Raw genomic sequence first — 24956 nt, 5'->3', positions numbered from 1 at the left:
TTGAGCCGACGTTGCGCATCCGACGAGTTCACCGCTGGCAGCAGCGGCTTGTGCAGACTGTGTCGAGGAGGGACATGCCATGATCGCCATACGTCGCATTCTGTTTCCCACTGACTTTTCTCCTTGCGCCGAGCAGGCGCTGGACTATGCACTGGCCTTTGCGCGTCAACATCAGGCCGAGCTCCACGTGCTGCATGCGACGGTCTTGCACGAGGGCGATCCTCACCAGCTTGCCCATCACCTGCCGGATGTGGCGGCTCTCCGGGCGCGCCTGAGGGAGCTGGCCAAGTCGGACATGCTCGCGGCGCTCGCGGCCCACGGTGCCAATGAGCTGAAGGTCAAGGTGGCCCAGCGCTTCAGTGTGGCCGCCGCCCCTGCGATCCTCGAGTACGCCGCCGACAAACGCATCGACCTCATCGTGATGGGCACGCACGGCAGGCGCGGCATCGGCCGCCTCTTCCTGGGAAGCGTTGCCGAAGAGGTGGTTCGTCAGGCGCCATGCCCGGTGCTCACCGTGAGAGAGACCAAGGGTCGGCGAAGGCCAAGGCCCTTCAAGCAGATCCTCGTGCCAGTAGACTACTCGCGCCACGCACAGCGGGCGGTGCGCTATGCGTTGGAGATGGCAGCGCAGTGGCAGGCGCAGGTGCATCTGCTCCACGTGGTAGAGGAGACGCTCCACCCGGCCTTCTACGCCACTGGCAAGACCTCTATTTTCGACTTTGTGCCCGACATCCGCCGCAAGTCGCTGCAGGCGATGAAGGAACTGGTGGCCAAGGCCAAAGTCCCTGAGGTGAAGACCGCCTTCCACGTCGTGGAGGGGAGAGCTGCCGAGGAGATTGTGAAATGGGCAGAGTCGCACCGCGTGGACCTGATGGTGATCGCTACCCATGGGCTCACCGGTCTGGAGCACCTGTTGTTGGGCAGCGTCACCGAAAAGGTGGTGCGCACAGCGCCCTGCCCCGTGTTTACCGTCAGGGCATTTGGCAAGTCGCTGCTGAAAGGCAGGGGCGGCACACGTCAAGAGAAATGAGACAGGCGAACGCCAGCAGTAGGAGGAAACATGACTGAGGAGCAGTTCCGGCAGGCGATCCACTTTGCCGTGGAGAAGGAAGAAGAGGCTGCGGCCCTGTATGAGACAGCCCAGCAGGTGGCCGTTACCCCCCTTGCGAAAAAGACTTTTGCCGAATTCGCTGCAGAGGAGCGAAGACACAAGGCGATGCTCCTGGAGCTGAAACCGGAGAGCCTGAGCAAGCCTGCTGCCGCCAAGGTGCCCGATCTGAAGATCAGCGACTACTTGGTGGAGGTGGAATTTCGCCCGGACATGAGCTATCAGGACATGCTCATCTTGGCCATGAAGCGCGAGGAACAATCGGTGCGCCTGTACAGCGATTTGCAGCGCCGCACTGGCGATGCCCAATTGCAGAGGCTCTTCGGCCTGCTGGCAGAAGAGGAGGCACGCCACAAGCTGCGTTTGGAAACCATCTACGACGACGAGATTCTGCAGGAAAACTAAGCAGGGCAGGATGAGGAGGGAAAAATGGCTGTGACCAGACGGGAGTTTTTCCACGCCGCTGCCGGAAGTGGGGTGCTCGCCGCCACCATGCTGGGTGGCAGCAGGGCGAAGGCAGCGCCGGCTAAACGCGCGGTTGCCCCTGGCACCCACCAGCTACCGCCGCTCCCCTACGCGTACAATGCGCTTGAGCCCATCATCGACGAGCAAACCATGAGGCTGCACCATGACGCCCACCACGCGGCCTACGTGAAAGGGCTCAACGAGGCCGAGCGGCTGCTCGTGCAGGCAAGGGAAAGCGGCAATTTCCAGTACATCAAGCACCTGGAACGCGAGATCGCTTTCCATGGGTCCGGCCACATCCTGCACACCATTTTCTGGCACAATCTCTCGCCCCAGGGCGGCGGCGCGCCCAAGGGGAAGCTGCTGTCGGCCATGATCTCTCGGTTCGGCAGTTTCGACGCATGCAAGGCCCAGCTGAGCGCGGCCACCAAGGCAGTGGAGGGGAGCGGGTGGGGAGTGCTTGCCTACGTCCCCGCGTTCGGCAACCTCGAGGTGTTGCAGGCGGAGAAACATCAGGATCTCACGCAATGGGGTGCAGTCCCGCTGTTGGTCATCGATGTCTGGGAGCACGCCTATTACCTGAAGTACCAGAACCGCCGCGGCGAATATGTTGACAAGATTTTCGAGATAATCAATTGGCAGGATGTGGCGGAACGGTATGCGCAGGCGCTCCGGTGATGGTCCTCTTATGCCGACGGTGGGAGAAAGCGTGTTGAGCGTCCGCCGAACGGCGTGCTTGACGCTGTCCATTCTACTCGCTGGTCTGTTGGCCGGTGCCATTGCCCAGAGCGGCGGAGGGAAGCGGGACGTCACCACCATGGCCGCCCCTCGTGGCAGCCGCCTGCGCCCTGCCGATAAGGGCCCGGTGCGCAGCGCCCTGGGCGTGCCGAAGGTGGACCTCTCTGCCTATCGCCTCACGGTCACTGGCGGAGTTGATTCTTCGCTTTCGTTGGATTGGGAGCAGATCCTCCAGCTGCCGGCGGTCTACTCTGACACCATCTTGCTCTACTGCGTGGAAGGGTGGGAGGTCTGGGGCAACTGGAAAGGGATTCTTGTGAAAGACCTCCTGCGCAGCGCCCGGCCACGAGCTGGGGCAAAATACGTGGCGTTTCACTGCATGGACGGCTACACGACCTGCCTCCCTTTGGACTATGTGGAAAAGCAGAATGTGCTCCTCGCCTTTGAGCTCAACGGCAAGCGCTTGCGCCCGGATATCGGCTTTCCCCTGCGGTTGGTGGCTTTTGGAAAGTACGGTTACAAGTGGGCCAAGTGGGTCGATCAGGTGATTCTCCTGCGCCAGCCCACCAAGGGCTACTGGGAAAAGCGGGGCTACTCGGACGAGGCCAACGTCCCTTTGGAGCGAAGGCGCTTCTACGAGGGGCAGGAAGCCAAGCCGGGTGAGTAGGCTCCGCGACGGATCCTGGTGCGCGGAGACCAGCTGGATGGGAAAGGCTGTGCGTCCAGAGACGAAAGCAGGGATGGGATCTGAGGAACTGAAGCGCCAGGCAGGGGAATTTGCGGTGCGCTTTGTCGAGCCCGGCATGGTGGTGGGGCTCGGCCATGGCAGCACCGCAATATACGCGGTGCGCCTCTTGGCCACGAAGGTGAAGACGGGGGAGCTCCATGGCATTGTGGGCGTGCCCTGCTCTCGCGCGGTCGAGGAGGAAGCCACCCGATTGGGCATTCCGCTTACTGCGCTGGAGGAGCGTCTGGAGGTTGACCTCACCATCGACGGCGCCGATGAGGTGTCGCCCTCTCTTGATGTCATCAAAGGAGGAGGGGGGGCGCTGCTCAGGGAAAAGGTCGTGGCACAGGCCAGTAAACGGGAAGTAATCGTGGTGGACGAGTCAAAGCTCACGCCGGTGTTGGGGCGAGGGCCCCTGCCCGTGGAGGTCATCCCCTTTGGCTGGAAAACCCACCTGCCATTCTTGCAGGAGTTGGGAGCGCAAGCGACGCTCCGCCTCGCTGCCGATGGTGTGCCCTCCGTCACCGACCAGGGCAACCTGATCCTGGACTGCATTTTCGCAGGAGGAATTCGAGAGCCGCATTCGGTGGCTGCGGCCTTGGATGCGCGCGCCGGCATTGTCGGCCACGGCCTGTTCCTGAATCTGGTCACCGACGTGGTGGTGGCCACGCACACTGGCATCAGGCACTACACGGGGAGAGTTGATGGAGGGAGGGCATGGTAAAGATTGAGGCGTCCATCCTATCTGCAGACCTCACTCGACTGGGCGAACAGGTGCGGGAGGCAGAGGAGGGGGGTGCAGACGCCATTCAGATCGATATTATGGACGGCTGTTTCGTGCCCAACATCACCTTTGGTCCCAATGTGGTGAAAGCGATTCGTCCCCTGGTGCGCTGCCCCCTGACGGTACACGGCATGATTGTAGAGCCGGAGCGGCATCTGGCTGCCTTTGCGGAGGCAGGTGCCAATTGCATCATTGTCCACCAGGAGACCTGTCCGCACCTGCACCGTACCCTGGCCCTGATTCGTGAGCTGCATGTGCAGGCCGGCGTGGCGCTCAACCCAGGCACACCGCTGGCTGCCATCGAAGAGGTGCTCGATTGCCTGGACGTCGTGCAGGTGATGACCGTGAACCCAGGCTGGGGGGGACAGGAGTTCTTGGCAAGCCAGCTCCAGAAGATCCGCCGCTTGCGCGGTGAACTGGAGCGCCGTGGCCTAAATGTGGCCATTGCCGTGGACGGGGGCATCGACTGCACCACAGCGCCGCGGGTCGTACAAGCGGGGGCCACTATCCTGGTTGCCGGCTCCAGCGTGTACAACCATCGCGCGTCGGTGGCGGACAACGTGGCACGACTGCGGAGGAGCTGCATCCCCGTGCGGAGCGTGTAGGATGAGCGCAGGGCAGCAGGCAAGAACAGGGGGGCCAGAGGTCGGCACCGTGGTGGAGGTCAAAGGCGGACGCATGGTCGTGCGTCTGGACGAGCGTGCGGCGTGCTCTGCGTGCGGGGCGCGCTTTGCCTGCACTCCTACCAGCCAGCAGTCGCGTCAGGTCACCCTCCCCAACCAGATCGGGGCGAAGGTGGGCGATACGGTGGAGCTCACTGTGCGGCCAAGGGTGAGCTTGCTGAGCGTGGGATTGGTTTTCTTGCTTCCTGTCCTGCTGGGCATGGCGGGCTATCTGGTTGCCTGGCGGCTCTACCGCGCCGAGAGGCCTGCAGTATTCGCTACGATGTTGGGCTTTGCCCTGGCCTTTGTCGTGGCCTGGCGCGTCAATCGCTTTCTGGAGACGCGCCAGCAGTCGCCAGTACAAGTGCGCAGGGTCGGTTAGGCGACTCTGCAACCATTGTCCAGAAAGCGCATCTAAGGGGTGAAACGTCGAAGTTGTGATCCTATGAAACGGAGGTACACTATGGAAGGACGCATGCCATTGATCGGAGACCCTGTGCCTGAGTTTGAGGCGCAGACCACCAAGGGGTATATTCATTTCCCCAAGGACTATGCCGGCAAGTGGGTGATTCTGTTCAGTCACCCTGCCGACTACACGCCGGTGTGCACCACCGAGTTTGTGGGCTTTGCCAAGCGCCACGAGACCTTCAAGGCGCTCAATGCTGAGCTCCTCGGCCTGTCCATCGACCAGATTTTCTCGCACATCAAGTGGACGGAGTGGATCAAGGAGCGGCTGAACATCGAAATCCCCTTCCCGATCATCGCCGACAACACCGGCGCCATCGCGCAGAAGCTCGGCATGCTCCACACGGTGGGTGGGGGAACGCAGACGGTGCGTGCGGTCTTCTTCATCGACCCGAAGGGGATCATCCGCGCCATGCTCTACTACCCACTTTCCAATGGTCGCAACATGGACGAGATCGTGCGTTTGCTCAAGGCCTTGCAGACCACCGATCAGCACAAGGTGGCGACCCCTGCCGATTGGCCCAACAACGAGCTGATTGGCGACAAGGTCATCGTTCCGCCGCCCACCAGCGAGCAGGAGATCGCTGCGCGCAAGGGCATGTACGAATGTTATGACTGGTGGTTCTGCTACAAGCCGCTGCCCTGAGGAACTTTCGCCAGAGGAGGCGACTCAGCTGGGTCGCCTCCTCGTCGTCAACGGAGTCGCATCCAGAGCGAGGAGGAGTCAATGGACAAGTACGTGTGCCAGGTGTGCGGATACGTCTACGATCCGGCCAAGGGCGACCCGGACAGTGGCATTGCGCCGGGAACCCCCTTCGAAGATCTTCCCGAAGACTGGGTCTGTCCGATGTGCGGCGTCGGCAAGGATATGTTTGAGAAGGCATAACGGCAAAGGGGCTCGGCCCCATTTGCACCAAGCGAATCGGCACGAGGAGGTTGCGGATGATCAGCAAAAAGATGCAAGAGGCTCTCAATCGACAGGTGAACAGGGAGATGTATTCTGCATACCTGTATCTGGCCATGGCAGCCTACAGCGAGCATATAGGGCTAAAGGGTTTCGCTCACTGGTTTGAGGAGCGGTATCGCGAGGAGATGGGGCACGCCATGCGCTTCTACCGCTACATCTTTGACCAGGGCGCCACGGTGACCCTGGAGGCCATCGAAAAGCCGCCTGCGGACTTTGCCTCACCGTTAGCCCTGTTCGAGAAGACTTTGGAGCACGAGAAGGCCGTCACCAAGATGATTTCCGACCTTTGCGAGCTGGCGCTGGCCGAGAAAGACCACGCCACGCAGGTGTTCTTGCAGTGGTTTATCACCGAGCAGGTTGAGGAAGAAGCGCACGCGGCGGAGATCGTCGGCAAGCTGAAATTCGTCGGCGATCACCCGAATGGACTGTTCATGATCGACCGCGAGCTGGCCTCCCGGCAGTGAGGCGGAATGCAAGAGGTTTGGGCATTCACTAAGCAGATGAGGTGAGTGATGGCACGCTTTGCTGATTATGTGAATCCACCTGAAAAAGAGGGGAAGGAAAAGCATGTGCCGGTGATCGATGTGCCGGCCAAGGTGAAGAGCGGCGAACCCTTTGCCGTCACCGTCACGGTGGGCAAAGAGGTGCCGCATCCCAACACGGTGGAGCATCACATCAAGTGGATTCAGGTGTACGCAGCCATTGAGGGGCGTCCCAACATCGTCCACGTCGCCACCTTTGACATAGGGCCGACCTTTGGCGAGCCCAAGGTGACCTTCACGATGAAGCTGGAAAAGAGCGCGACGCTCATCGCCCTCGAGTACTGCAACATCCACGGCGTGTGGGACAACGCCGTGCAGGTGAAGGTGGAATAGGCACGGTGGTACCGGCACAATGTCGGACTCGGCGGCAGGGTTGAGCCCTGGCGTGCTCACTCTGCCGCCAGTAGATGGGAGGGCGCGCACGTGACTGCTGTCCTGTTGGCACGAGTGCAGTTTGCCTTGGCCGTTGGGTTCCACTTCCTCTTTCCACCCCTTACTTTTGGCCTGTCCCTCGCCATGTTGGTGCTGGAGACTATGCATTCGCGCAGTGGGGAGCAGGTGGCAGGGAGGGCATCTGCCTTCTTAGTGCGCATCCTTGGTTTAGTCTTCGTGCTCGGCACCGCTACCGGGATCACCTTAGAATTCTCCTTCGGCACCAACTGGTCTCAGTACGCGCGTTTTGTTGGTGATGTGTTTGGTGCGCCGTTGGCTGCCGAAGGGGTGTTCGCCTTTTTCTTGGAGTCAGTTTTTCTCGGGGTGCTGGTCTTCGGCAGGGGCCGCGTGTCGCGGCGCATGTACTGGTGGGCGGCGTTTTTCGTGTTCTTTGGCGCGCACCTTTCCGGCTTGTGGATTATCATCGCCAACTCGTGGATGCAGACGCCGGCTGGTTTCGCTATCGAGGGCGGCAAGGCTGTGCTGGTGGATTTTTGGGCGGCCGCACTCAACCACTCGACGTTGATTCGCTATGCGCATACGGTGGCTGCGGGGTGGGTGACTGGCTGCTTGTTCGTCGCCGGTGTCGCCGCCTACTATTTGCTCAAGGGACGAGAGAGGCGGGAGGCTGCGCTGCTGCTGCGCGTGGCGCTTCCTGTGTTCGTGGTGGCGTCCTTCGCGCAAGTGTTGCTGGGCCACCAGCACTCCGTGCAGGTGGCGCGCACGCAGCCGGAAAAATTGGCTGCGTTTGAGGCGTTGTGGGAAGGCAGGACCCGGGCTCCGCTTGCCCTGTTCGGGGCGCCCCTGGCGACGGAGCAGAGGACATTCCTCTACGTCGGCATACCCGGTTTGCTGAGCTGGCTGGTGCATGGCGATGCGGATGCTCGCATCGCGGGTTTGGCCGACTTCCCCGCAGACGAGCGCCCTCCTGTGTTCGTCCCATTCATCTCCTATCACATCATGATTGCCCTCGGCTTCCTTTTCGTGGGCTTGTCCATCGCTGCATTAGTCCTGATGGCCGGCCGCCGTGTGCACCAGACAAGGTGGTTTCTCCGGTCGTTGCTGCTTGCGATACCGTTGCCGCACCTGGCCAATCAGCTCGGCTGGATCGCCGCCGAAGTGGGTCGCCAGCCATGGGTGGTCTATCGCGTGCTCAGAACGGCGGAGGCAGCGTCGGTGACGGTGTCGCGCGGCCAGATAGTCTTTACGCTCCTGGTGTTTGCGGCGCTGTATGCGCTTCTCGGTGCAGTGTTTCTGCGCGTGCTGCTTGCCCTCATTCGCAAGGGCCCCAGCGGCGTGGTGCCGGCTCTACCCGAGGCGCAGTCAGGAGGCGAGGTGGCTGATGGCGCCCATTGATGTGCTGCGCGTGGCCTGGTATGGGCTGATCGGTCTGCTGTTTGCCGGCTACTCAATTCTTGATGGCTTCGACCTGGGGATCGGGGTGCTCTTTCCGTTCATAGCGAGAACGGAAGAGGAAAAGCGCACCCTGCTGCGCAGCATCGCTCCGGTGTGGGACGGCAACGAGGTGTGGCTGCTCACCGGCGGCGGGGCGCTTTTTGCCGCGTTCCCGCAGGTCTACGCCACAGTGTTTAGCGGCTTTTACCTGGCGCTGATGCTCGTGCTGTGGGCGCTGATTCTGCGCGCCGTGGCACCGGAGTTTCGCGCCCATGACGCACGGCGCGCCAGGTTCTGGGAAGGGGCCTTCGTAGCTGGCAGCGTGCTTCCCGCCGTGCTGTTCGGCGTGGCGTTGGGAAACGTGGTGGCTGGCGTGCCGCTGAATGGCTCGGGGGAGTACACAGGCGGCTTCCTCACCTTGCTGCGCCCTCTGCCGATGGTGATAGGTCTGCTTGGTCTGGCTGCCTTCGTGATGCAGGGTGGCACTTACGCCGCGCTCAAGACCGAGGGCGCACTGCACAGAAGGGCGGTCAAGGCCGTGCGGCTGGCGCGAATCGCCTTTGTGGCGCTGTTTGTCCTTTGCGGAGGGATGACCCTGCGCGCCATCCCCGGTGCAGCAGCGAGGCCCTTGGCCTGGGTTGCTGCGGCAGCGGTGCTGGTGGCACTGGCTTTGCTGGGCCCTGCACTGCGCAGGGGTCGCCACCACGCTGCTTTCTGGCTCTCGTCAACGGCATTTCTTGGGCTCTGGGCAATTGTAGGGGCGATTCACTTCCCCAACCTGGTGCGGGCTACGGGAGCGGCGGAACTCAGCCTTACCATCTACAACTCATCCTCAGGCCTGCTGACGCTCAAGGTGATGACGGTTATCGCCTTGCTGGGAATGCCCATCGTGGTTGGCTACACCGTCTACGTCTATCGCGCGTTTCGAGGGAAGGTCTCGGCAGAAGAAGGGCCCTATTGAGCTCTCACTCCTGCGCGAGCGGCGTCGTCTGGACCGAATTCTTCAGGAGGTAGTCAATGGCCGATCTGTCGACAAAGTACATGGGGATGGAATTGGCAAACCCTTTCATCGTGGCCAGTTGCCGGCTCACCGCTACCTTGGATGGCATCCAGAAGTGCGCCGATGCCGGGGCAGGGGCCGTGGTGCTCAAGTCCCTGTTCGAGGAACAGATCGATGTGGACACGAGCGAATTGGAAGTGCAGACATGGCTGACCGGTCACGCCGAAGCCTTCGAGTATGTGCGCGCGATGGGCATGGCCATGGGCCCTCGGGAGTACGTGGCGCTCATCGAGCAGGCGAAGAAGAAGGTGACCATCCCCATCATCGCCAGCCTGAACTGCGTGGACGGACGCTGGTGGCGCGAGTGGGCGCGGCAGATTGCCTTAGCGGGCGCCGACGGCTTGGAGCTGAACATTGCCCTGATGCCGTCAGATGTGCGGCGCACAGCGGCCGATATCGAGCGGCACGTCTACGCCATTGTCGAACAGGTGCGCGAGCACGTCAGCCTGCCGCTGGCGGTCAAGATCGGCCCCTACTTCACCTCGATTCCCCATGTGGCACAGGAATTGGCCAGACGAGGGGCGGCAGCGCTGGTGCTCTTCAACCGCTTCTACCAGATGGACATTGACGCGGAAAAGCTGACGGTGGTGGCGGGCAACCGCCTCAGTTCGCCTGATGAGCTCCACCTCCCCTTGCGCTGGATCGCGGTCTTGGCCGGCAGAGTGAACGCCGATCTTGCTGCGGCCACCGGGGTACACGATGGGAAAGGGGCTGTGAAGGCGATCTTAGCAGGGGCAACCGCCGTGCAACTCTGTTCAACCCTGTACAAGAACGGGCTGGCTCAGATCCGGCGCATTGACGAACAGGTGACCAAATGGCTGGATGAGCGCGGTCACAAAACGGCTGCAGACATACGCGGCCTACTATGCCAGGAGAAGAGCGAAAGACCGGAAGTCTACGAGCGGCTGCAGTACATCAAGGCGTTGACGGGCATCGAATAACAAAGAGGAGGAGCCATGCCGGACAACAAGGCGAAGGTAATAGAGGCGCTGCAGAAAGCGGGCAAACCGCTGCGGCCGGCGGACATTGTCGCTGCCACAGGACTGGCCAAGGACGAAGTGGGGAAGCTACTCAAGGAGCTGAAGAAAGAGGGAAGGGTCACTTCCCCGAAGGCCTGCTTCTACGCACCGGCGGGCAAGTAGCTTCGCCGAGCAAGAGGCGGGAGCGCAACCGGGCAGAACCGCGTGGCGCGTGCGGCGGACAAGGCCCTCGAGAGCGAGGGCCATGCCGTTTCCACGTGCGCGCCACTGAGGCCGGCCTGTTGAGAGCGCCATAGGGGAGCCGTGCCTGGCAACCACCCCGCCGTACGTGGTGACCTGTGGGACTCGTCGAGAGCTCTTGCGGAGCGCGACTTTTTGGAGGAATTGATGACGCAGCAGAAGTTTCGGGCTGGTCGCCTGAGCCACCTGGCCGAAGGCGTGCCGACCGCAGCGAAGGTGGGGGACGATGAGGTGCTGCTTGTGCGCGTGGCCGGAACGGTGCACGCCTGCGGCGGCAAGTGCCCCCACTATGGAGCGCCGCTGGCGGAGGGCTTTGTTGCAGGGCACGAAGTGGTGTGCCCATGGCACAACGCTCGCTTCGACCTCAGAAATGGCCAACTGGTTGCCCCACCGGCTTTGGACGACCTCCCTGCGTACCAGGTCGAAATTGACGGCGAGGGGGTGTACGTGCGGCGGGCCGCCCCTCGCAGGCCGTCGCCGCGGGTGGGCAAGGGGAAAACGGCGCTCATTGTCGGCGCGGGCGCGGCAGGCGAAGCAGCCGCCGAGACGCTCAGGCGCGAGGGTTTCGACGGGCGGGTGCTCATGGTCACTCCCGAGGAAGACCTGCCCTACGACCGACCGAACCTGTCCAAGGAATTCCTGGCCGGCAAGGCCAAGCCGGAATGGCTCCCGTTGCGCAGCGAGGAGTTCTACCGTGAGCAGCAGATCGAGGTGCTAACCAAGACGCGCGTGACGGCCATCGACCCGAAAGGGCGAGTGGCGCACCTTGAGCCGGGCGGCAAGCTATCCTTTGATTTCTGTCTCATAGCCACCGGAGGCATGCCTCGCCAGCTTCCCGTGCCAGGGACAGCGCTGAGGGGCGTCCTTACTTTGCGCAGCCTGAGCGATGCCCGCGCCTTGGCGGTGGCCGTGGAGAAGGCGAGCAGTGTGCTCATAGTCGGGGCAGGGTTCATTGGCCTTGAGGCAGCTTCCGCGTTGCGCAGCCGTGGCCTGCAGGTGGACGTGGTGGCCCCTGAGCCCGTCCCCCTGGCCCCCGTGCTCGGTGATGGGGTGGGTAAATGCTTGCAAGACCTGCATGAGGACTACGGCGTGCGCTTCCATTTGGGGCGCACCGTCCAGGAGCTGCGCGGCAATGGGGCGGTAGAAGAGGCCGTCCTCTCCGACGGCCAACGCCTGCGGGTGGACGTGGTCCTCGTAGGCATTGGCATCGTGCCAGCCACTGACTTCCTTGCAAAAACCGGCCTGGTGGAACAGGGCGCCATTCCGGTGGATCAGAGACTGGAGACGAAGGCCGCCGGCATCTTTGCCGCAGGGGACGTGGCCGCCGTGCCCGATCCCCGCAGCGGCGTGCGCATTCGTGTTGAGCATTGGGCAGTGGCATTGCGCCAAGGACAACATGCAGCCCGCGCGATGCTGGGACGGGCGGAGGCCTACCAAGAGGTTCCGTTCTTTTGGACACGACAGCACGGTGTGGGTCTCAAATACGCCGGTTATGGACATGGCTTTGACAAGGTGCTGTATCGTGGGGACCTGCAGGCGCGGCGCTTTCTGGCCGGCTATTTCTCCGGCGGGCGCTTGGTGGCCACGGCAACCATGGGCATGGGCGAGGAATTCGCCGCCACCGAGGCGATCCTCAGGAGGGGGCTAGCGGTGACGCCAGAGCAGTTTCGCCACTTGGGATTCGACCTGAAGGCTGTCGTGCGCTCGTAAACGGCACCGGCCCTGGGAGCAGGCTTAGCCCAAGCGATCTCAGGCAGACGTCTGTCCCAAGGGGTCTTCAAGGCGATGAGTTATTTCCTCGCCGAGCCTTGTGGGCCTGCGTGAGTTTGACATCAGCCCTGGGCAACATCTTCGATGGCGGGCGCGGTCCCCGGCAGCACATGGAGAATTAAGGCTGGCGGGCAAAGGTGTAGCACCCAGCAGCATGGGAGCGCCACACGTCGCGCGAGTGCATTTGTAGCGTGGCGGGTTCACTGAGGGAGGTATCTGATGCAAGAGACGCACACGCAGGTGGCGGTCATAGGCGCAGGACCAGGGGGCTACGCCGCAGCTTTTCTGGCTGCAGACCTCGGGCTGCAGGTGGCCCTCATCGACCCTGAGCGCAATCCGGGCGGAGTGTGCCTGCACCGCGGCTGCATCCCGTCCAAGGCGCTGCTGCATGTGGCCAAGACTATTCGTTTGGCCAAGGAGGCAGCAGAGTGGGGGGTGCAGTTTGCACCACCTGCCGTGGATATCGACAAGATTCGCGCCTGGAAGGACGCCGTCGTGGAAAAGCTGACCGCCGGCCTGGGCATGTTGACCAGGCAGCGCAAGATTCGCTACCTGCAAGGTGTGGCCACCTTGAAAAGTGCCCACAGTTTGCAGGTGAAAACCGTAGGCGGCGGCAGCGAAGAGCTCACGTTCGACCACGCAATCCTGGCTACCGGCTCCCGGTCGGCAATAGTGCCGTCCCTGCGACTGGACTCGCCGCGCGTATGGGATTCGACCGCGGCCTTGGAGCTGCGCTGGCTGCCAAAGACCCTCCTGGTCATCGGAGGCGGCTACATCGGGCTGGAGCTGGGAAGTGTCTACGCTGCCTTGGGGAGCCGCGTGTCGGTGGTCGAGATGATGCCGGAGCTGCTGCCGGGCACGGACAAAGACCTTGTGGCCGCCTTCAGGAAGAGTGCAGAGAAGTTCTTCGAGGCGGTCATGCTCCAGACCACCGTGGCCCGCCTGCGCGAGACGGACGCGGGCATTGAGGTGGCCTTCGAGGGGAGCAACCTGCCGCAGGCGGAAGCCACCTACGAGGCGGTGCTGGTGGCCGTCGGCAGAAAGCCTAACTCCGAGGGGCTTGGCCTGGAGAACACGAGGGTCGAGGTGGACAAGGCTGGGTTCGTGGTGGTGGACGAGCAGCGCCGCACGGCTGAGCCGTCGCTCTTTGCCATAGGCGACTTGGTGGGCGGGCCGATGTTGGCGCACAAGGCCTCGCACGAGGGGCGGGTGGCCGCCGAAGTCATCGCCGGCGGCGATGCCCAGTTCGAGCCCCGCGCCATCCCGGCTGTGGTGTACATCGACCCGGAGATCGCCTACTGTGGCCTCACCGAGGCGCAGGCGGCTGCGGCACAGCGCGCCGTACAGGTGGCCAAGTTCCCCTGGGCCGCATCCGGGCGCGCGCTCACCATGGGAAGGAGCGATGGCCTCACCAAGCTGCTCATTGATCCGGCCACAGAAAAGGTGCTCGGCGTGGGGTTGGTGGGCCCTGAGGCAGGCGAGCTCATTGCCGAGGGCGTGGTCGCCATGGAAATGGGTGCTTCAGCCGCAGATCTTGCCAAGTCCATCCATCCGCATCCCACGCTTTCTGAGACGATTATGGAGGCGGCCGAGGTGTTCTGTGGCCTGAGCACGCACATCTATCGCCCACGACGCAGATAGGCAAGGCGGCTCCGGGGCAAGGCCTGACGGCGGAGCGTGGAGAATTCTACTTGCAAAGCTCCGCCGTTTGTTGTATTTTGAGGGCGCTTGCACGCGGGGTGTTGCTCTTGGTGTCACCAATCCGCGTCGGGTCAATGCGCACATTGTGCGCTGCTCATGGCGACTATCTACACAGGGAGAAGCATGGCAAAGGAAGTCGTCGCATACTTTTCTATGGAAATCGGTTTGCAGCAAGAGATCCCCACCTATAGCGGCGGTTTGGGCGTGTTGGCGGGAGACACTATTCGCTCGGCTGCAGCCATGCGCGTGCCTCTGGTGGCGGTCACTCTTCTGCACCGCAAAGGCTACTTCCGGCAGGAGTTGGACGAGCAAGGCCGACAGGTGGAACGACCTGTGGCGTGGGACGTGGAGAGCCACTTGGTGGAGACTAAAGCTCGCGTTCCCCTCACCATCGAAGGGCGGACCGTCTACGTGCGCGCCTGGAAGTATGTGGTCTGCGGCGCCAGTGGTTTTGGCGTGCCGGTGTACTTTTTGGATACCGACTTGCCAGAGAACAGCGACTGGGATCGGACGCTGACCCACTATCTGTACGGCGGCGATGCGCACTATCGGCTGTGCCAGGAGGCGGTGCTGGGGATCGCTGGGGTGCGCATTCTGCGCGCCTTGGGCCACCAACGCGTGATCCGCTACCACATGAACGAGGGTCATGCAGCGCTTCTGACCCTGGAACTGCTGGCTGACCGCATGCGCCAACAGGGCAAAGATCGCCCCGATGAGGAAGATATCGAAGCGGTGCGGCGCCTATGCGTCTTTACCACGCACACGCCGGTGCCGGCTGGCCACGACAAGTTTGACCTCGGCCTGGTGCAGCGCGTGCTGGGCGCGCACGAGGCTATGGGCCTCCCAGAGCTCTACTCGCATGAAGGCGTGCTGAACATGACCTTCTTGGCGTTGAACCTCAGCCACTACATCAACGGCGTGGCCAAGCGGCACCAGGAGGTCTCGCGCCATATGTTCGCCCAATACAGCATCGACTCCATCACCAACGGGGTGGATGTGGCGATGTGGGCCTCTGCGCCGTTTCAGGAGCTCTTCGACGCCTACATCCCCGGCTGGCGCGACGACAGCTTCAGCCTTCGCTACGCGCTGAGCATCCCGCGCGCGCGCATTTGGGAGGCGCATATGGCCATCAAGCAGCGCCTCATCGATCGGGTGAACGAAGAGACCGGCGCGGGCATGACCTACGATGTCTTCACCTTGGGGTTCGCACGCAGGGCGACGGCCTACAAGCGCGCCGACCTCATCTTCCGCGATATGGCGCGTCTGCGGCAGATCGCCGGGAAAGTGGGCCCGCTGCAAATCATCTTCGCCGGCAAGGCCCACCCGCGCGACGAAGAGGGTAAGCAGCTCATCATGCGCATCTTCCGGGCAAAGGAAGAGCTCAAAGACGCCATCCGCATCGCCTACTTGCCCAACTATGAGATCGACCTTGCCAAACTGATGGTGGCAGGCGTGGATGTGTGGCTCAACACGCCTATTCCGCCCTTGGAGGCCTCTGGCACCAGCGGCATGAAGGCTGCCGTCAACGGCGTGCCGTCGCTGAGCATTCTTGACGGCTGGTGGATTGAGGGGTGCATCGAGGGAAAGACCGGGTGGGCCATCGGCTGCCCCGTCTTGGATACCAGCCTGCCGAATAACCCAGACGCCGACGCTGCCGCCCTGTATGACAAGCTGGAAAAGGTGGTGATGCCACTCTTTTACAAGAAGCGCAAGGATTTTCAGGAGGTCATGGCGCACGCCATTGCCCTGAACGGCTCATTTTTCAACACGCAGCGCATGGTCCTGCAGTACGTGCAAAAGGCATATTTTCTGTAGAAGGGTCGTTGCCTGACGAGCTGCTTTTGGGGGCTCTTTCCGGAGAATCGGTCCGAGGAGCAGAGGGCGTGTATGGCTCACGGGTCAGCACAGGCAGCACTGAGCGAGCTGGATGGGCTCTTCACTGGCCAGAAGAGGCTCCTTATCCTGACGCACAACAACCCGGACCCCGACGCGCTGGCAAGCGGCATGGCGCTGCGTTACTTGGCCGAACGGCGCTATGCCATGCGGGCCACGCTTTCCTACGAGGGCTTCGTCTGGCGAGCCGAGAACCAGGCGCTGGTGCGGGAACTGCACATCCGCCTCAGGAAGGGCGGGGCACGGCGGGCGCACCGCTTTGACCGGGTGGCGGTGGTCGACGCGCAGCCCGGGGCCGGCAATGTGCAACTGCCCCCGGACATGACCTGTGACCTGGTCATCGACCACCACGCCCGCCAGCGAGGGTTGCGTGCACGGCTTGCCCTCATCGATCGCGACGTGGGGGCCACCGCCACGCTGCTTTTGGAGCTTGTCCAGGCGGCCGGTCTGCCGCTCACTGCCGACCTTGCCACGGGATTGAGCTATGCCATTCGCTCGGAGACGCAGGACCTGGGCCGCCAGGCCTCGCCTCGCGACGTGCGCGCCTACTACGCCGTCCTGCCGCTTTCCAGCGCTCGCAAGTTGGCGCGTATCATTCACCCAAAGTTGCCGCGTGTCTACTTTGCCGTCTTGGCCCGCACCTTAGCGCGCGCTCGCACCGTTCGCCACGTTCTCACGGCCAACATAGGGGAGGTACCAGGGCCAGACGTGGTGGCGGAGATGGCGGATATGCTGCTCCGCTGCGCGCGTGTGAGCTGGGCCCTGTGCACCGGCCGGTTCGGCGGGAACCTCGTGCTGTCGGTGCGTGCCTCTTCGCCGCGCGCCCGCGCAGACAGGGTTATCAAGGCCCTGGTGCCAGATCCTCGCAACGCAGGGGGGCACGACACCTTCGCGGGCGGCATCATCGCGCTGGATTCGACTGAACCGGCCGAGATCGCAGGGCTCGAGGAGCGGGTGTGCCGGGAATTTGCCCGTCGTCTGGGTTATGAAGTAACCGAGTGGAAGGCCCTCATTGCCGAAGACCAGAGCAGAGCAGCCGGACTGCCATAGGTTCGGCGCGTGTCTGCGGTGGGTAGCCGAGGCCGGGCGGCGCGCGGAACAGCCAGGCCGGCGGCGTCGTAGAAGGACACAAACAGCCGCGATGGTCGGAAGTGGTGCACAGGGCAACGCGAAACCGGAGCATTGAGCAATGGCTGAACCGAAGACTTTCTACCGCGAGTTGGACGCCATCCTCGGCAGGATTCGCATTGGCAAGCGAGGACAGAACTTCCTTGCGCAGATTCTGGGGGAGCTCACCGAACGTTTCGGCGACGCGTTGCAGTTTTCTGCAAGCCACCTGTACGAGCTGCGCGGCAACGAGTTTGTGTTGGTCAAGTCCTATCGCGCCGCGCCTGGCCGACAGATCGCTCCTCGCCTTCCGGCCGACGACGAGGCAGTGCGCCGCATCCTGACCAACGGCAGCTTCATCTTTGATGACCCGACGCTGGCCCAGCACTTCGAGTTGGGGCCGGGCGGCGGAAAGTACCTCATCCCTGCGGGCATCTACGTGCACAGCGCTGAGCGACGATGGCTGTTCGTCTTTGAGCTGCGCAGCGGCTGGGTGCGTGAGGAAGTGCTTCTTTTCCTCAATTCGGTGCGCACTGCCCTCAACTATCGCTTGTTTGCCGAGGCCCTGAACACCGAACTGCAGCGGGCGGCCCAGATTCAGCAAACCCTTCTCCCGAAGGACGTCCCCCGCGTGCCGGGCTACGAGATCGCCGGCTGCTCCAGACCGGCAGAGTTGGTGGGAGGTGACTTTTACGACTTTTTCCAATTCGAAGAGGATAGCTTTGGCGTGGCTGTGGGGGATGCGAGCGGCCACGGGCTTGTGGCCGCGCTTCTGACCCGCGACGTGGTCGTCGGCTTGCGCATGGGCTCGGCCAAGGAGATGCGCATCGCCCATACCGTGGAGAAGCTCAATCAGGTCATGCAGGCCGCCGCCTACCCGACCACTTTTGTCTCGCTGTTTATCGGCGAAATGGAGTGGGAGGGGCATTTCTTCTACGTCAACGCGGGCCACCCTGCGCCTTTCATCGTCGGCGACGGCGAGATCCGCGACCTCCCTGCCACCGGAGTGCCCCTCGGCTTTGTGCCGCAGTTGCACGTCAACCGGGCTTATGCGTATCTCGAAAAAGGTTCGGTGCTGGTGCTGTACAGCGATGGCATCATCGAGCGGGTGAGCGGCGACGGAGAACAGTTCGGCATCGCCAGGCTGAAGCAGCTGGTGCGCGAGCAACGAAGCATGAGCGCGGAGCAGATCCTGAAGGTGGTCTTTGAGCGGGTGTTTGAGTTCGGTGCCAGGGCGCCGTGGGAGGACGACGCCACACTGGTGGTCATCAAACGCACAGAATGAGACGAACAGGGGAGACCTCCTGCCATGACAAGACCCGCGGTCAGACGCTCGAGCAAGATAGGCCTTTCTCCTGGCACGCTCGTCCACATCGGCGAGCAGAAGGTGGAGCAGAGCACGCTGGATGTGGTTGACTACAACCGGCGGACCTGTGTGGCGCACCGCTCGGTAGCGCTGTCCGATGCTGGCCCGCCACGGGCAGGTCTTTGCCGTTGGGTGACGGTCACCGGCCTGCAGGAGCTCGAGCTTCTGGAAGGCATCGGTCGGCAGTGGGGCATCCATCCGTTGGTGCTCGAAGACGTGGCTAACACAAGCCAGAGGCCAAAGGTCGACCTCTTTGACAAGTACGTGTTCCTGGTGCTGAGACTTGTGGAGCATGGCGGCGACGGAGGCGGGCTGAGCAGTGACCAGGTCAGCCTCATTCTCTGTGAGCGGGGCGTGCTCACCTTTCTCGAACGCCCCACCGACGTATTTGCCCCGGTGATAGATCGCCTGGGAAACAGCAATGGCAGGCTTCGTAACTCAGGGCCGGACTACCTCTTCTACGCTTTGGTGGACGTGCTGGTGGACCGGCATTTTCTCGTCCTGGAGAAGGTCGCTGATGACATCGAGACGCTCACCGAAAAGGTGCTGCACGAGGTGGGGCCTTCGCCCATCCAGGAGGTACATCGCCTGAAGACGGACCTGCTCAACCTGCGCAAGGAAGTGTGGCCCTTGCGCGAACTGATTGGCGTGCTTGCCCGCGGCGAGACGCCCTTGGTGACCGAGGCGACTACTGTGTACTTCCGCGACGTGTACGACCACACCATCCAAATTGCCGACAGCATAGAGAGCTACCGCGAGATGGCGACCAGTCTGCTGGAAATCTATCTCTCCTCGCTCAATAACCGTATGAACGAAGTGATGAAGATGCTCACGATTATTGCCACGGTGTTTATCCCGTTGTCCTTCATTGTCGGAATCTACGGGATGAATTTTCCCAACATGCCCGAGCTGCAGTGGCGATGGGGGTACCCGGCGGTGCTGGCTGTCATGGCACTGGTGGCCGGCATCATGCTGCTCCATTTCCGCCGTCGCCATTGGCTGTGAGCAAGCGGCAGTGATGAAGCGGAGAAGAAACGTGAAGAGTCGGCAAACAGCGCGCACACCTGTTCAGAGTCCTCCCGAGCCGCCCACGTGCATTCGATTCGGTCGGCATTCGTCGCCTCTCGAGATGAGGAACGCAGAGGTGTACATCCGCGCCGTACGCGAGGGCGATGCACTCCACTACTGGCGAAAGGGGAGCGGTGGCGCCGCCGAGAAAGTGGTGGTGACCCGGAGCAATCGCCTCATCGTCAACCCCGTGGAGCCGGTGAATCTCCCGCAGAACATTTCTACCGCCCTGTTGGTTCATTTCACGCGGCCAGTACACCTCGAACCAAAAGGGAGGGTCACAGTTTTCATCACGTTTCCCATCGAGGTGGGCGTGTTTGTGGCTGCCCAACGGGAAACGGAAATGCTGGATGTCTTCTCGGTGCTGCCCAGCAAGTTTGCCCTCTACGGCCCACTTGGCAAAGGCATGGTGTGCAAGTATTGGCAAAGTGACATCGGTTTTGCGCCACCCCCAGCGAATCCTCTCCACCACGGGATCATCGAACTTACGGCTGACAACACCACTTCCAGGTGGGCGGAGATAAGCAGGGCTGTGTTCAGCGCTCAAGGCATGAAGATCTATTTCAACGAGACCATGGTGGCCATGCGGGCCGAGATGAAGATTACGGCTTTTGGCGTAGCCGAGACGCGGTTCTTAGACAGCCCACTTGTGGAGGGCATGAAAAAGTCCCTGGAAGTGTACAGGGCGCGAAGACTTTCGCCGACCGCCACCAAGTTTGTCATGGAGCACGGCCTATGATCAGCGACATCAAGCTCATCGGGCACATCACGGTGCTGGGTTTAGTGGGAGCGCTCCTCGTGCTGCTGGGCGCGCTGGCTGGGGGCAAGCTGGCTGCCATAGCTCTACGGCGCTCGCTCCGCGAGAAGGTGGCAGGTCACCACCTCGACGTGCTGGCCAAGGTGGTCTATTACCTCATCGTGGCGGCCGGCGTGATGTGGGCCCTCTCCCTGTTGGGTGTGCGGCTTTCCGGGTTGATGGTCGCCGGCGGGGTGGCAGGAATCATCCTCGGCTTCGCCAGCCAGCAGATCGTGGGCAACCTCATTTCTGGCGTTTTTCTCATGGTGGAACGCCCCATCAAAATTGGTGACCAGGTGCACATTGAGGGGATCTCTGGCTTTGTGGAAGACATCCGCATGATCTCCACCACCATCCGCACCTACGACGGCCTGATGGTGCGCATGCCGAACGAGAAGGTTTTTACTTCCAACATCACCAACTTTGTGGCTCTGGGCTGTCGTCGCATTGACTACCGCGTGTCTATCCGTTACCAGGACGATGCCGAGGAAGCGACGGCCATCATCAAGCAGGTCCTGGCACAGCACCCGTACGTTCTTGTGGAGCCGGCGCCGCAAGTGTTCGTGGATAGCCTCGGCGACAACGGAGTGGAGTTGGTCGTGCGCTTCTGGGCGCCGATTGCCAGCTGGTACGCGACACGCACTGAGTTGCTTTGGCCCATCAAGAAGGCATTGGAGGAGAAGGGGATCGAAATTCCGTTTCCGCAACGTGTGGTGTGGTTTGCGGATGATCAGGAGAAGGCAGTTGCACAAGGAAAACGCTCTGGCAGGCGACGGTGGCGGAGTTGAGGGAAATAACCCTGCGGGTGACTGGCATGAGCTGTGCCGCCTGCGCGAAGGCGGTCGAGAGGGCTTTGGGCGCGGTTGAGGGCGTGCAGCGGGCCGTGGTGAACCTGGGCAGCGAACAGGCCCGGGTGACCTACGAGGCTGACCACGTGCGGGCAGGCACTTTGGTGCATGCTGTGGAGTCGGCAGGCTACGGCGTTGAAACCGAGGAGATGGTGGTGCGAGTGGGGGGGATGAGCTGCGCCATGTGCGCGCGCAGCATCGAGCATGCGCTTGGGCGCGTGGCAGGCGTGCTCGCCGCCACGGTGAACCTCGGTGCCGAGACGGCAGACGTCACTGTTGTCCGCGGGCAAGTCTCTGCGCGCGATGTCCAGGAAGCCATCGAGGGCGCCGGCTATCAGTACTTAGGTCTCGAGGAGGCGGCGGGTGCTCCTCCTGATGAAGTGCTGGTGGACAGGGAGCTGGCTGGCAGGCGCCGCCGCTTTGTGGCTGGCTTCGCCGTGGCGGTGGTGCTCATGGCGGCCATGTACCTGCCGCTCCCTCATTCGTTGCCCCTTCCGTACTTGCTGCTGGTGGCAGCCCCAGCGTTTACCTACGTGAGCGCCCCCATCTTTCGCGCCGCTGCGCGAGCCGTCCGCCACCGCCTGCTGGATATGAACGTGATGTATGCCATGGGCATGGGCATCGCTTTTCTGGCCAGCCTGTTGGCAACGTTCCATGTTTTGTCGCACGAATTCCTGTTCTACGAAACGGCCCTCATGCTGGCCTCTTTCCTCACCTTGGGTCGCTACCTCGAGGCCCGGGCAAAGAGCAAGACCTCCGCTGCCATAAAGAAGCTCATGGCCCTCCGTCCCCGTACCGCCACCGTGCTCAGGGACGGAACGCAAGTGGAGATCCCGGTCGACGAAGTACAGGTGGGAGACCTCCTCGTGGCTAAACCCGGCGAGCGGCTGGCCGTGGATGGGTTGGTGGTGGAAGGCGGTAGCTTCGTCGACGAGTCGATGGTTACTGGCGAGCCGTTACCGGTTTTCAAGGGGCCAGGTGATACGGTGGTGGCCGGCACGTTGAACACCAACAGCGTGCTTCGCTACCAGGCCGAGAAGGTGGGCCGCGCGACCTTGCTGGCGCAGATCGTGCAACTGGTGGAGAGGACGCAGGCCAGCAAGCCGCCGGTCCAAAGGTTAGCAGACCGCGTCGTGGGCGTGTTTATTCCCGTGGTGCTCACGGTGGCCGTGCTGGCGTTTGCGGTCTGGTACCTCCTTCTGGGCCAGCCGCTGCTCTTCTCCCTGACGGTGCTCATTTCCGTGTTGGTGATTGCCTGTCCCTGTGCGCTCGGTTTGGCCACGCCGACTGCCGTCACCGCTGGCGTGGGCCGAGGGGCTGAGCTCGGTGTGCTCATCAAGAGCGCCGAAGTCCTCGAGGTCGCGCCTCGGGTGACGGCCGTTGTCCTGGACAAGACCGGAACTCTGACGCGTAGGCAACCTGCCGTCACCGAGGTGAAAGGCTTTGGCCTGCCGGAAAGGGAAGTCGTGGCCATTGCCGCGGCCGTGGAGCAGAATAGCCGCCATCCCTTGGCCCAGGCAATACTCGCCAAAGCGGAGGAGCAAGGGGTGGTCATCGAAGAGGTCGAAGGGCTGAACACTCTCGGGGGCAAGGGGTTGACGGGAATGCGGCGTGGCACCAGGGTGGCGGTGGGCAACCGCGCCTTGATGGCAGAGCTGGGCATCTCGGTGCCGGAGCAGGCGGCCAAGGAGCTTGCGCTGGCGGAAAGCAAAGGCCAGACGACCACGCTTGTGGCAGTCGACGAGCGAGTGGCGGGCCTCATGGCCATTGCCGACCCGCTGAAGCCCAGCAGCAGAGAGGCCGTGGCTGCGCTGCGGGGCATGGGGCTACGGGTGGTGATGCTGACCGGCGACACTGCCCGCGCGGCGCACGAGGTCGCCACCCAGGCCGATATCGAAGAGGTGGCTGCGGAAGTGTTGCCCCAAGAGAAGGCGGCAAAGGTGAGGGAACTGCAGGAGCAGGGCGAGGTTGTCGCGTTTGTCGGCGACGGCATCAATGATGCCCCTGCTATGGCCCAGGCCGACGTGGGCATCGCCGTCGGAGGTGGCACCGACATCGCCGTCGAGGCGGGCGACATCGTCCTCATGAGGGACGACCTCTTGGATGCCGTTGCCGCTTTGCAGCTGAGCAAGAAGGTTATGCAGCGCATTCGGCAGAACCTCTTTTGGGCTTTTGCCTACAACGCCGTGCTCATCCCTGTGGCGGCTGGGGCACTCTGGCCGGTGCTGCACCTCACCGTGCGGCCAGAGCTGGCCGGTCTGGCGATGGCGCTGAGCTCGGTGGCGGTGGTCACCTTGTCGCTCACGCTCAGGCGCTACATGCCGCCGGTGAAGCGCACCGGCGCACCGCAGCCTTAACCCGGAGGTGGAATGTCCAAGATCGCCATCATCGGTGGGGGGGACGTAGGGGCGACGGTCGCCTACACAGTGCAGATGGCAGGGCTCGCCACGGAACTGGTGTTGGTTGACCTGAACGCCGGCAAAGCCCGCGGCGAAGCGCTGGACATGAGGCACGGCCTGTTCTTCACAGGGCCGATGACCATCCGCGCCGGCGACATCGCCGACTGTCGGGATGCCTCGGCCGTGGTCATCGCTGCCGGCGCACGGCAGAAGCCTGGCGAGACCAGGCTACAGCTGGTCAAGCGTAACGCCGAAATATGCGCCGCCATAGCTCGCCAGCTAAGTTCCGTCTGCCCCCAGGCGGCCATCGTGGTGACCACCAATCCCGTGGACGTGATGACCTACGTGGTGCAACAGGCCGCTGGCATGCCGCCGCAGCAAGTGCTGGGCTCGGGCACCGTGTTGGATTCGACCAGGTTCCGATTCGCGCTCAGCCAGGCGTGCCAGGTCGACCCGCGGAACGTGCCCGCCTACGTCATCGGCGAGCACGGCGACAGCGAGGTGTTTCTGTGGAGCTCGGTGAACATGGCCGGCGTGCCCTTGTCCAGGTTCTGCAAGGGTTGTGCTCGCGAATGTAGCCCGCGCTTCCGAGAGAAAATCGAGGAGAGTGTGCGCAATTCCGCCTACCACATCATCGGGGCCAAGGGCTACACCAACTATGGCGTGAGTCAGGCGGTGTTGCGCATCTTGGGAGCCATCCTGCGCGATGAGCATAGCTTGCTCACCGTCTCCACGCTCCTTAACGGCGAGTATGGGCTGCACGACATCTGCCTCAGCGTGCCGTGCGTGGTGGGCAGGCGAGGCCTGGTACGGGTCATTGAGACAGAGCTGGCAGAAGCGGAGAGAATGGCCTTGCACCGCTCCGCCGAGATTATCCGGGCAAATCTCCCAGATATTGGGCAGAAGTAGGACGTTGTGGGACAGAATGGAGGAGTCATCCATGTCACATCATTTTCCGAAGGTCGGTGAGAAAGCACCCGATTTCGAGCTTCCGGCCGTGGGCGACAAGAAGGTCAGGCTGAGCCACTATCGAGGAAAGAAGAACGTCGTACTTTCCTTCCACCCCTTAGCCTGGACGGGGATCTGCGGGGCTCAGATGAAGGACTTGCAGGAGAACATCAAAGCGCTGACGGACAAGGACACGGTGGCGCTGGGCATCAGCGTCGACAGCGTTCCTTCGAAGAAGGCATGGGCCGAAGCCTTGGGTGTCAAAGACGTCGAGTTGCTGGCAGACTTTGAACCCAAAGGCGCGGTAGCCACACTCTATGGCATTTACCGCGAAGACGGGTTCAGCGAGCGTGCGGTCTTTGTGGTGGACAAGGAAGGAATCATCCGCTTTGCCAAAGTGTATCCCATCAAGGAGAAACCCGACTTTGGCGAGTTCTGCGCAGTGCTGTAGGCTGAACGCGAGCAGCAGGGAGAAGGTTCATCCGCGGCGAAGAG

Annotated in this window: 26 protein-coding genes; all 26 read left to right on the top strand. The window is 62.5% G+C overall.

The features are described from left to right. The first annotated feature begins 79 nt into the window (after positions 1-79). Positions 80-1030: a universal stress protein gene (locus tag NUW13_05490; protein MCR4438480.1), complete on the top strand. Its 951-nt coding sequence runs from the start codon at positions 80-82 to the stop codon at positions 1028-1030. 30 nt (positions 1031-1060) lie between these two features. Beyond that, on the top strand, positions 1061-1513 hold the full coding sequence (locus tag NUW13_05485) for a ferritin family protein (protein MCR4438479.1): 453 nt from the start codon (positions 1061-1063) through the stop codon (positions 1511-1513). An 87-nt stretch (positions 1514-1600) separates the two neighbouring features. After that, positions 1601-2251, top strand: a complete 651-nt coding sequence (locus NUW13_05480) for a superoxide dismutase (GenBank protein ID MCR4438478.1) — start codon at positions 1601-1603, stop codon at positions 2249-2251. Between the two features lie 31 nt (positions 2252-2282). Continuing rightward, positions 2283-2978 carry a molybdopterin-dependent oxidoreductase gene (locus NUW13_05475; protein ID MCR4438477.1) on the top strand — a complete coding sequence of 232 codons (696 nt, stop codon included), beginning with the start codon at positions 2283-2285 and terminating at the stop codon, positions 2976-2978. 73 nt (positions 2979-3051) lie between these two features. Then, positions 3052-3762: a ribose-5-phosphate isomerase RpiA gene (gene rpiA / locus NUW13_05470; protein MCR4438476.1), complete on the top strand. Its 711-nt coding sequence runs from the start codon at positions 3052-3054 to the stop codon at positions 3760-3762. Further along, entirely contained in the window at positions 3756-4427 is a 672-nt protein-coding gene (gene rpe / locus NUW13_05465) for a ribulose-phosphate 3-epimerase (GenBank protein MCR4438475.1), read from the top strand. Before rpiA ends, rpe begins: the two co-directional genes overlap by 7 nt. Position 4428: 1 nt before the next feature. Further along, positions 4429-4866 carry a SoxR reducing system RseC family protein gene (locus tag NUW13_05460; GenBank protein MCR4438474.1) on the top strand — a complete coding sequence of 146 codons (438 nt, stop codon included), beginning with the start codon at positions 4429-4431 and terminating at the stop codon, positions 4864-4866. A gap of 81 nt (positions 4867-4947) precedes the next feature. Beyond that, positions 4948-5595: a peroxiredoxin gene (locus NUW13_05455; protein ID MCR4438473.1), complete on the top strand. Its 648-nt coding sequence runs from the start codon at positions 4948-4950 to the stop codon at positions 5593-5595. An 81-nt stretch (positions 5596-5676) separates the two neighbouring features. Next, complete coding sequence (locus NUW13_05450) at positions 5677-5835, top strand: rubredoxin (GenBank protein ID MCR4438472.1); 159 nt, start codon at positions 5677-5679, stop codon at positions 5833-5835. A gap of 56 nt (positions 5836-5891) precedes the next feature. Next, on the top strand, positions 5892-6380 hold the full coding sequence (locus NUW13_05445; protein ID MCR4438471.1) for a ferritin: 489 nt from the start codon (positions 5892-5894) through the stop codon (positions 6378-6380). Between the two features lie 48 nt (positions 6381-6428). After that, positions 6429-6791, top strand: a complete 363-nt coding sequence (locus tag NUW13_05440) for a class II SORL domain-containing protein (protein MCR4438470.1) — start codon at positions 6429-6431, stop codon at positions 6789-6791. Between the two features lie 90 nt (positions 6792-6881). Further along, entirely contained in the window at positions 6882-8246 is a 1365-nt protein-coding gene (locus NUW13_05435; GenBank protein MCR4438469.1) for a cytochrome ubiquinol oxidase subunit I, read from the top strand. Beyond that, positions 8233-9246: a cytochrome d ubiquinol oxidase subunit II gene (gene cydB, locus NUW13_05430; protein MCR4438468.1), complete on the top strand. Its 1014-nt coding sequence runs from the start codon at positions 8233-8235 to the stop codon at positions 9244-9246. Before NUW13_05435 ends, cydB begins: the two co-directional genes overlap by 14 nt. A 56-nt stretch (positions 9247-9302) precedes the next feature. Further along, on the top strand, positions 9303-10286 hold the full coding sequence (locus NUW13_05425) for a dihydroorotate dehydrogenase-like protein (GenBank protein MCR4438467.1): 984 nt from the start codon (positions 9303-9305) through the stop codon (positions 10284-10286). A gap of 15 nt (positions 10287-10301) precedes the next feature. After that, complete coding sequence (locus NUW13_05420; GenBank protein MCR4438466.1) at positions 10302-10487, top strand: MarR family transcriptional regulator; 186 nt, start codon at positions 10302-10304, stop codon at positions 10485-10487. Between the two features lie 225 nt (positions 10488-10712). Next, positions 10713-12275 (top strand): FAD-dependent oxidoreductase, encoded by a 1563-nt coding sequence (locus tag NUW13_05415; GenBank protein ID MCR4438465.1) that lies wholly within the window; start codon positions 10713-10715, stop codon positions 12273-12275. Positions 12276-12554: 279 nt separating this feature from the next. After that, a complete protein-coding gene (gene lpdA, locus NUW13_05410; GenBank protein ID MCR4438464.1) occupies positions 12555-13976 on the top strand; it encodes a dihydrolipoyl dehydrogenase in 1422 nt (473 codons plus the stop codon). 183 nt (positions 13977-14159) lie between these two features. Continuing rightward, positions 14160-15851 carry an alpha-glucan family phosphorylase gene (glgP, locus tag NUW13_05405; GenBank protein MCR4438463.1) on the top strand — a complete coding sequence of 564 codons (1692 nt, stop codon included), beginning with the start codon at positions 14160-14162 and terminating at the stop codon, positions 15849-15851. 72 nt (positions 15852-15923) lie between these two features. Continuing rightward, positions 15924-16979, top strand: coding sequence for a DHH family phosphoesterase (locus NUW13_05400; protein MCR4438462.1), 1056 nt, complete (start codon positions 15924-15926; stop codon positions 16977-16979). A 139-nt stretch (positions 16980-17118) separates the two neighbouring features. Beyond that, positions 17119-18321, top strand: coding sequence for a PP2C family protein-serine/threonine phosphatase (locus tag NUW13_05395; protein ID MCR4438461.1), 1203 nt, complete (start codon positions 17119-17121; stop codon positions 18319-18321). A 24-nt stretch (positions 18322-18345) separates the two neighbouring features. Then, positions 18346-19407 (top strand): magnesium/cobalt transporter CorA, encoded by a 1062-nt coding sequence (corA, locus tag NUW13_05390; GenBank protein MCR4438460.1) that lies wholly within the window; start codon positions 18346-18348, stop codon positions 19405-19407. Positions 19408-19546: 139 nt separating this feature from the next. After that, on the top strand, positions 19547-20209 hold the full coding sequence (locus tag NUW13_05385) for a DUF432 domain-containing protein (protein MCR4438459.1): 663 nt from the start codon (positions 19547-19549) through the stop codon (positions 20207-20209). Then, positions 20206-21054 (top strand): mechanosensitive ion channel family protein, encoded by an 849-nt coding sequence (locus tag NUW13_05380; GenBank protein ID MCR4438458.1) that lies wholly within the window; start codon positions 20206-20208, stop codon positions 21052-21054. The genes NUW13_05385 and NUW13_05380 overlap by 4 nt, the downstream gene beginning before the upstream one ends. Continuing rightward, on the top strand, positions 21042-23471 hold the full coding sequence (locus NUW13_05375; GenBank protein ID MCR4438457.1) for a heavy metal translocating P-type ATPase: 2430 nt from the start codon (positions 21042-21044) through the stop codon (positions 23469-23471). The genes NUW13_05380 and NUW13_05375 overlap by 13 nt, the downstream gene beginning before the upstream one ends. A gap of 12 nt (positions 23472-23483) precedes the next feature. After that, positions 23484-24422, top strand: coding sequence for an L-lactate dehydrogenase (locus NUW13_05370; protein MCR4438456.1), 939 nt, complete (start codon positions 23484-23486; stop codon positions 24420-24422). Between the two features lie 31 nt (positions 24423-24453). Next, positions 24454-24912 (top strand): peroxiredoxin, encoded by a 459-nt coding sequence (locus tag NUW13_05365; GenBank protein MCR4438455.1) that lies wholly within the window; start codon positions 24454-24456, stop codon positions 24910-24912. Positions 24913-24956 lie beyond the last annotated feature (44 nt).

Source organism: candidate division KSB1 bacterium, from assembly GCA_024655945.1.
GTDB lineage: Bacteria > Zhuqueibacterota > Zhuqueibacteria > JANLFK01 > Oleimicrobiaceae > Oleimicrobium.
This window is presented reverse-complemented; position numbering and strand designations above follow the sequence as displayed.

Bases quoted from the DNA above. Each gene is read 5' to 3' on its own strand.
- NUW13_05490 (MCR4438480.1), top strand. From the start codon at position 80: ATGATCGCCATACGTCGCATTCTGTTTCCCACTGACTTTTCTCCTTGC.
- NUW13_05485 (MCR4438479.1), top strand. From the start codon at position 1,061: ATGACTGAGGAGCAGTTCCGGCAGGCGATCCACTTTGCCGTGGAGAAG.
- NUW13_05480 (MCR4438478.1), top strand. From the start codon at position 1,601: ATGCTGGGTGGCAGCAGGGCGAAGGCAGCGCCGGCTAAACGCGCGGTT.
- rpiA (MCR4438476.1), top strand. From the start codon at position 3,052: ATGGGATCTGAGGAACTGAAGCGCCAGGCAGGGGAATTTGCGGTGCGC.
- rpe (MCR4438475.1), top strand. From the start codon at position 3,756: ATGGTAAAGATTGAGGCGTCCATCCTATCTGCAGACCTCACTCGACTG.
- NUW13_05460 (MCR4438474.1), top strand. From the start codon at position 4,429: ATGAGCGCAGGGCAGCAGGCAAGAACAGGGGGGCCAGAGGTCGGCACC.
- NUW13_05455 (MCR4438473.1), top strand. From the start codon at position 4,948: ATGGAAGGACGCATGCCATTGATCGGAGACCCTGTGCCTGAGTTTGAG.
- NUW13_05450 (MCR4438472.1), top strand. From the start codon at position 5,677: ATGGACAAGTACGTGTGCCAGGTGTGCGGATACGTCTACGATCCGGCC.
- NUW13_05445 (MCR4438471.1), top strand. From the start codon at position 5,892: ATGATCAGCAAAAAGATGCAAGAGGCTCTCAATCGACAGGTGAACAGG.
- NUW13_05440 (MCR4438470.1), top strand. From the start codon at position 6,429: ATGGCACGCTTTGCTGATTATGTGAATCCACCTGAAAAAGAGGGGAAG.
- cydB (MCR4438468.1), top strand. From the start codon at position 8,233: ATGGCGCCCATTGATGTGCTGCGCGTGGCCTGGTATGGGCTGATCGGT.
- NUW13_05425 (MCR4438467.1), top strand. From the start codon at position 9,303: ATGGCCGATCTGTCGACAAAGTACATGGGGATGGAATTGGCAAACCCT.
- NUW13_05420 (MCR4438466.1), top strand. From the start codon at position 10,302: ATGCCGGACAACAAGGCGAAGGTAATAGAGGCGCTGCAGAAAGCGGGC.
- NUW13_05415 (MCR4438465.1), top strand. From the start codon at position 10,713: ATGACGCAGCAGAAGTTTCGGGCTGGTCGCCTGAGCCACCTGGCCGAA.
- lpdA (MCR4438464.1), top strand. From the start codon at position 12,555: ATGCAAGAGACGCACACGCAGGTGGCGGTCATAGGCGCAGGACCAGGG.
- glgP (MCR4438463.1), top strand. From the start codon at position 14,160: ATGGCAAAGGAAGTCGTCGCATACTTTTCTATGGAAATCGGTTTGCAG.
- NUW13_05400 (MCR4438462.1), top strand. From the start codon at position 15,924: ATGGCTCACGGGTCAGCACAGGCAGCACTGAGCGAGCTGGATGGGCTC.
- NUW13_05395 (MCR4438461.1), top strand. From the start codon at position 17,119: ATGGCTGAACCGAAGACTTTCTACCGCGAGTTGGACGCCATCCTCGGC.
- corA (MCR4438460.1), top strand. From the start codon at position 18,346: ATGACAAGACCCGCGGTCAGACGCTCGAGCAAGATAGGCCTTTCTCCT.
- NUW13_05380 (MCR4438458.1), top strand. From the start codon at position 20,206: ATGATCAGCGACATCAAGCTCATCGGGCACATCACGGTGCTGGGTTTA.
- NUW13_05370 (MCR4438456.1), top strand. From the start codon at position 23,484: ATGTCCAAGATCGCCATCATCGGTGGGGGGGACGTAGGGGCGACGGTC.
- NUW13_05365 (MCR4438455.1), top strand. From the start codon at position 24,454: ATGTCACATCATTTTCCGAAGGTCGGTGAGAAAGCACCCGATTTCGAG.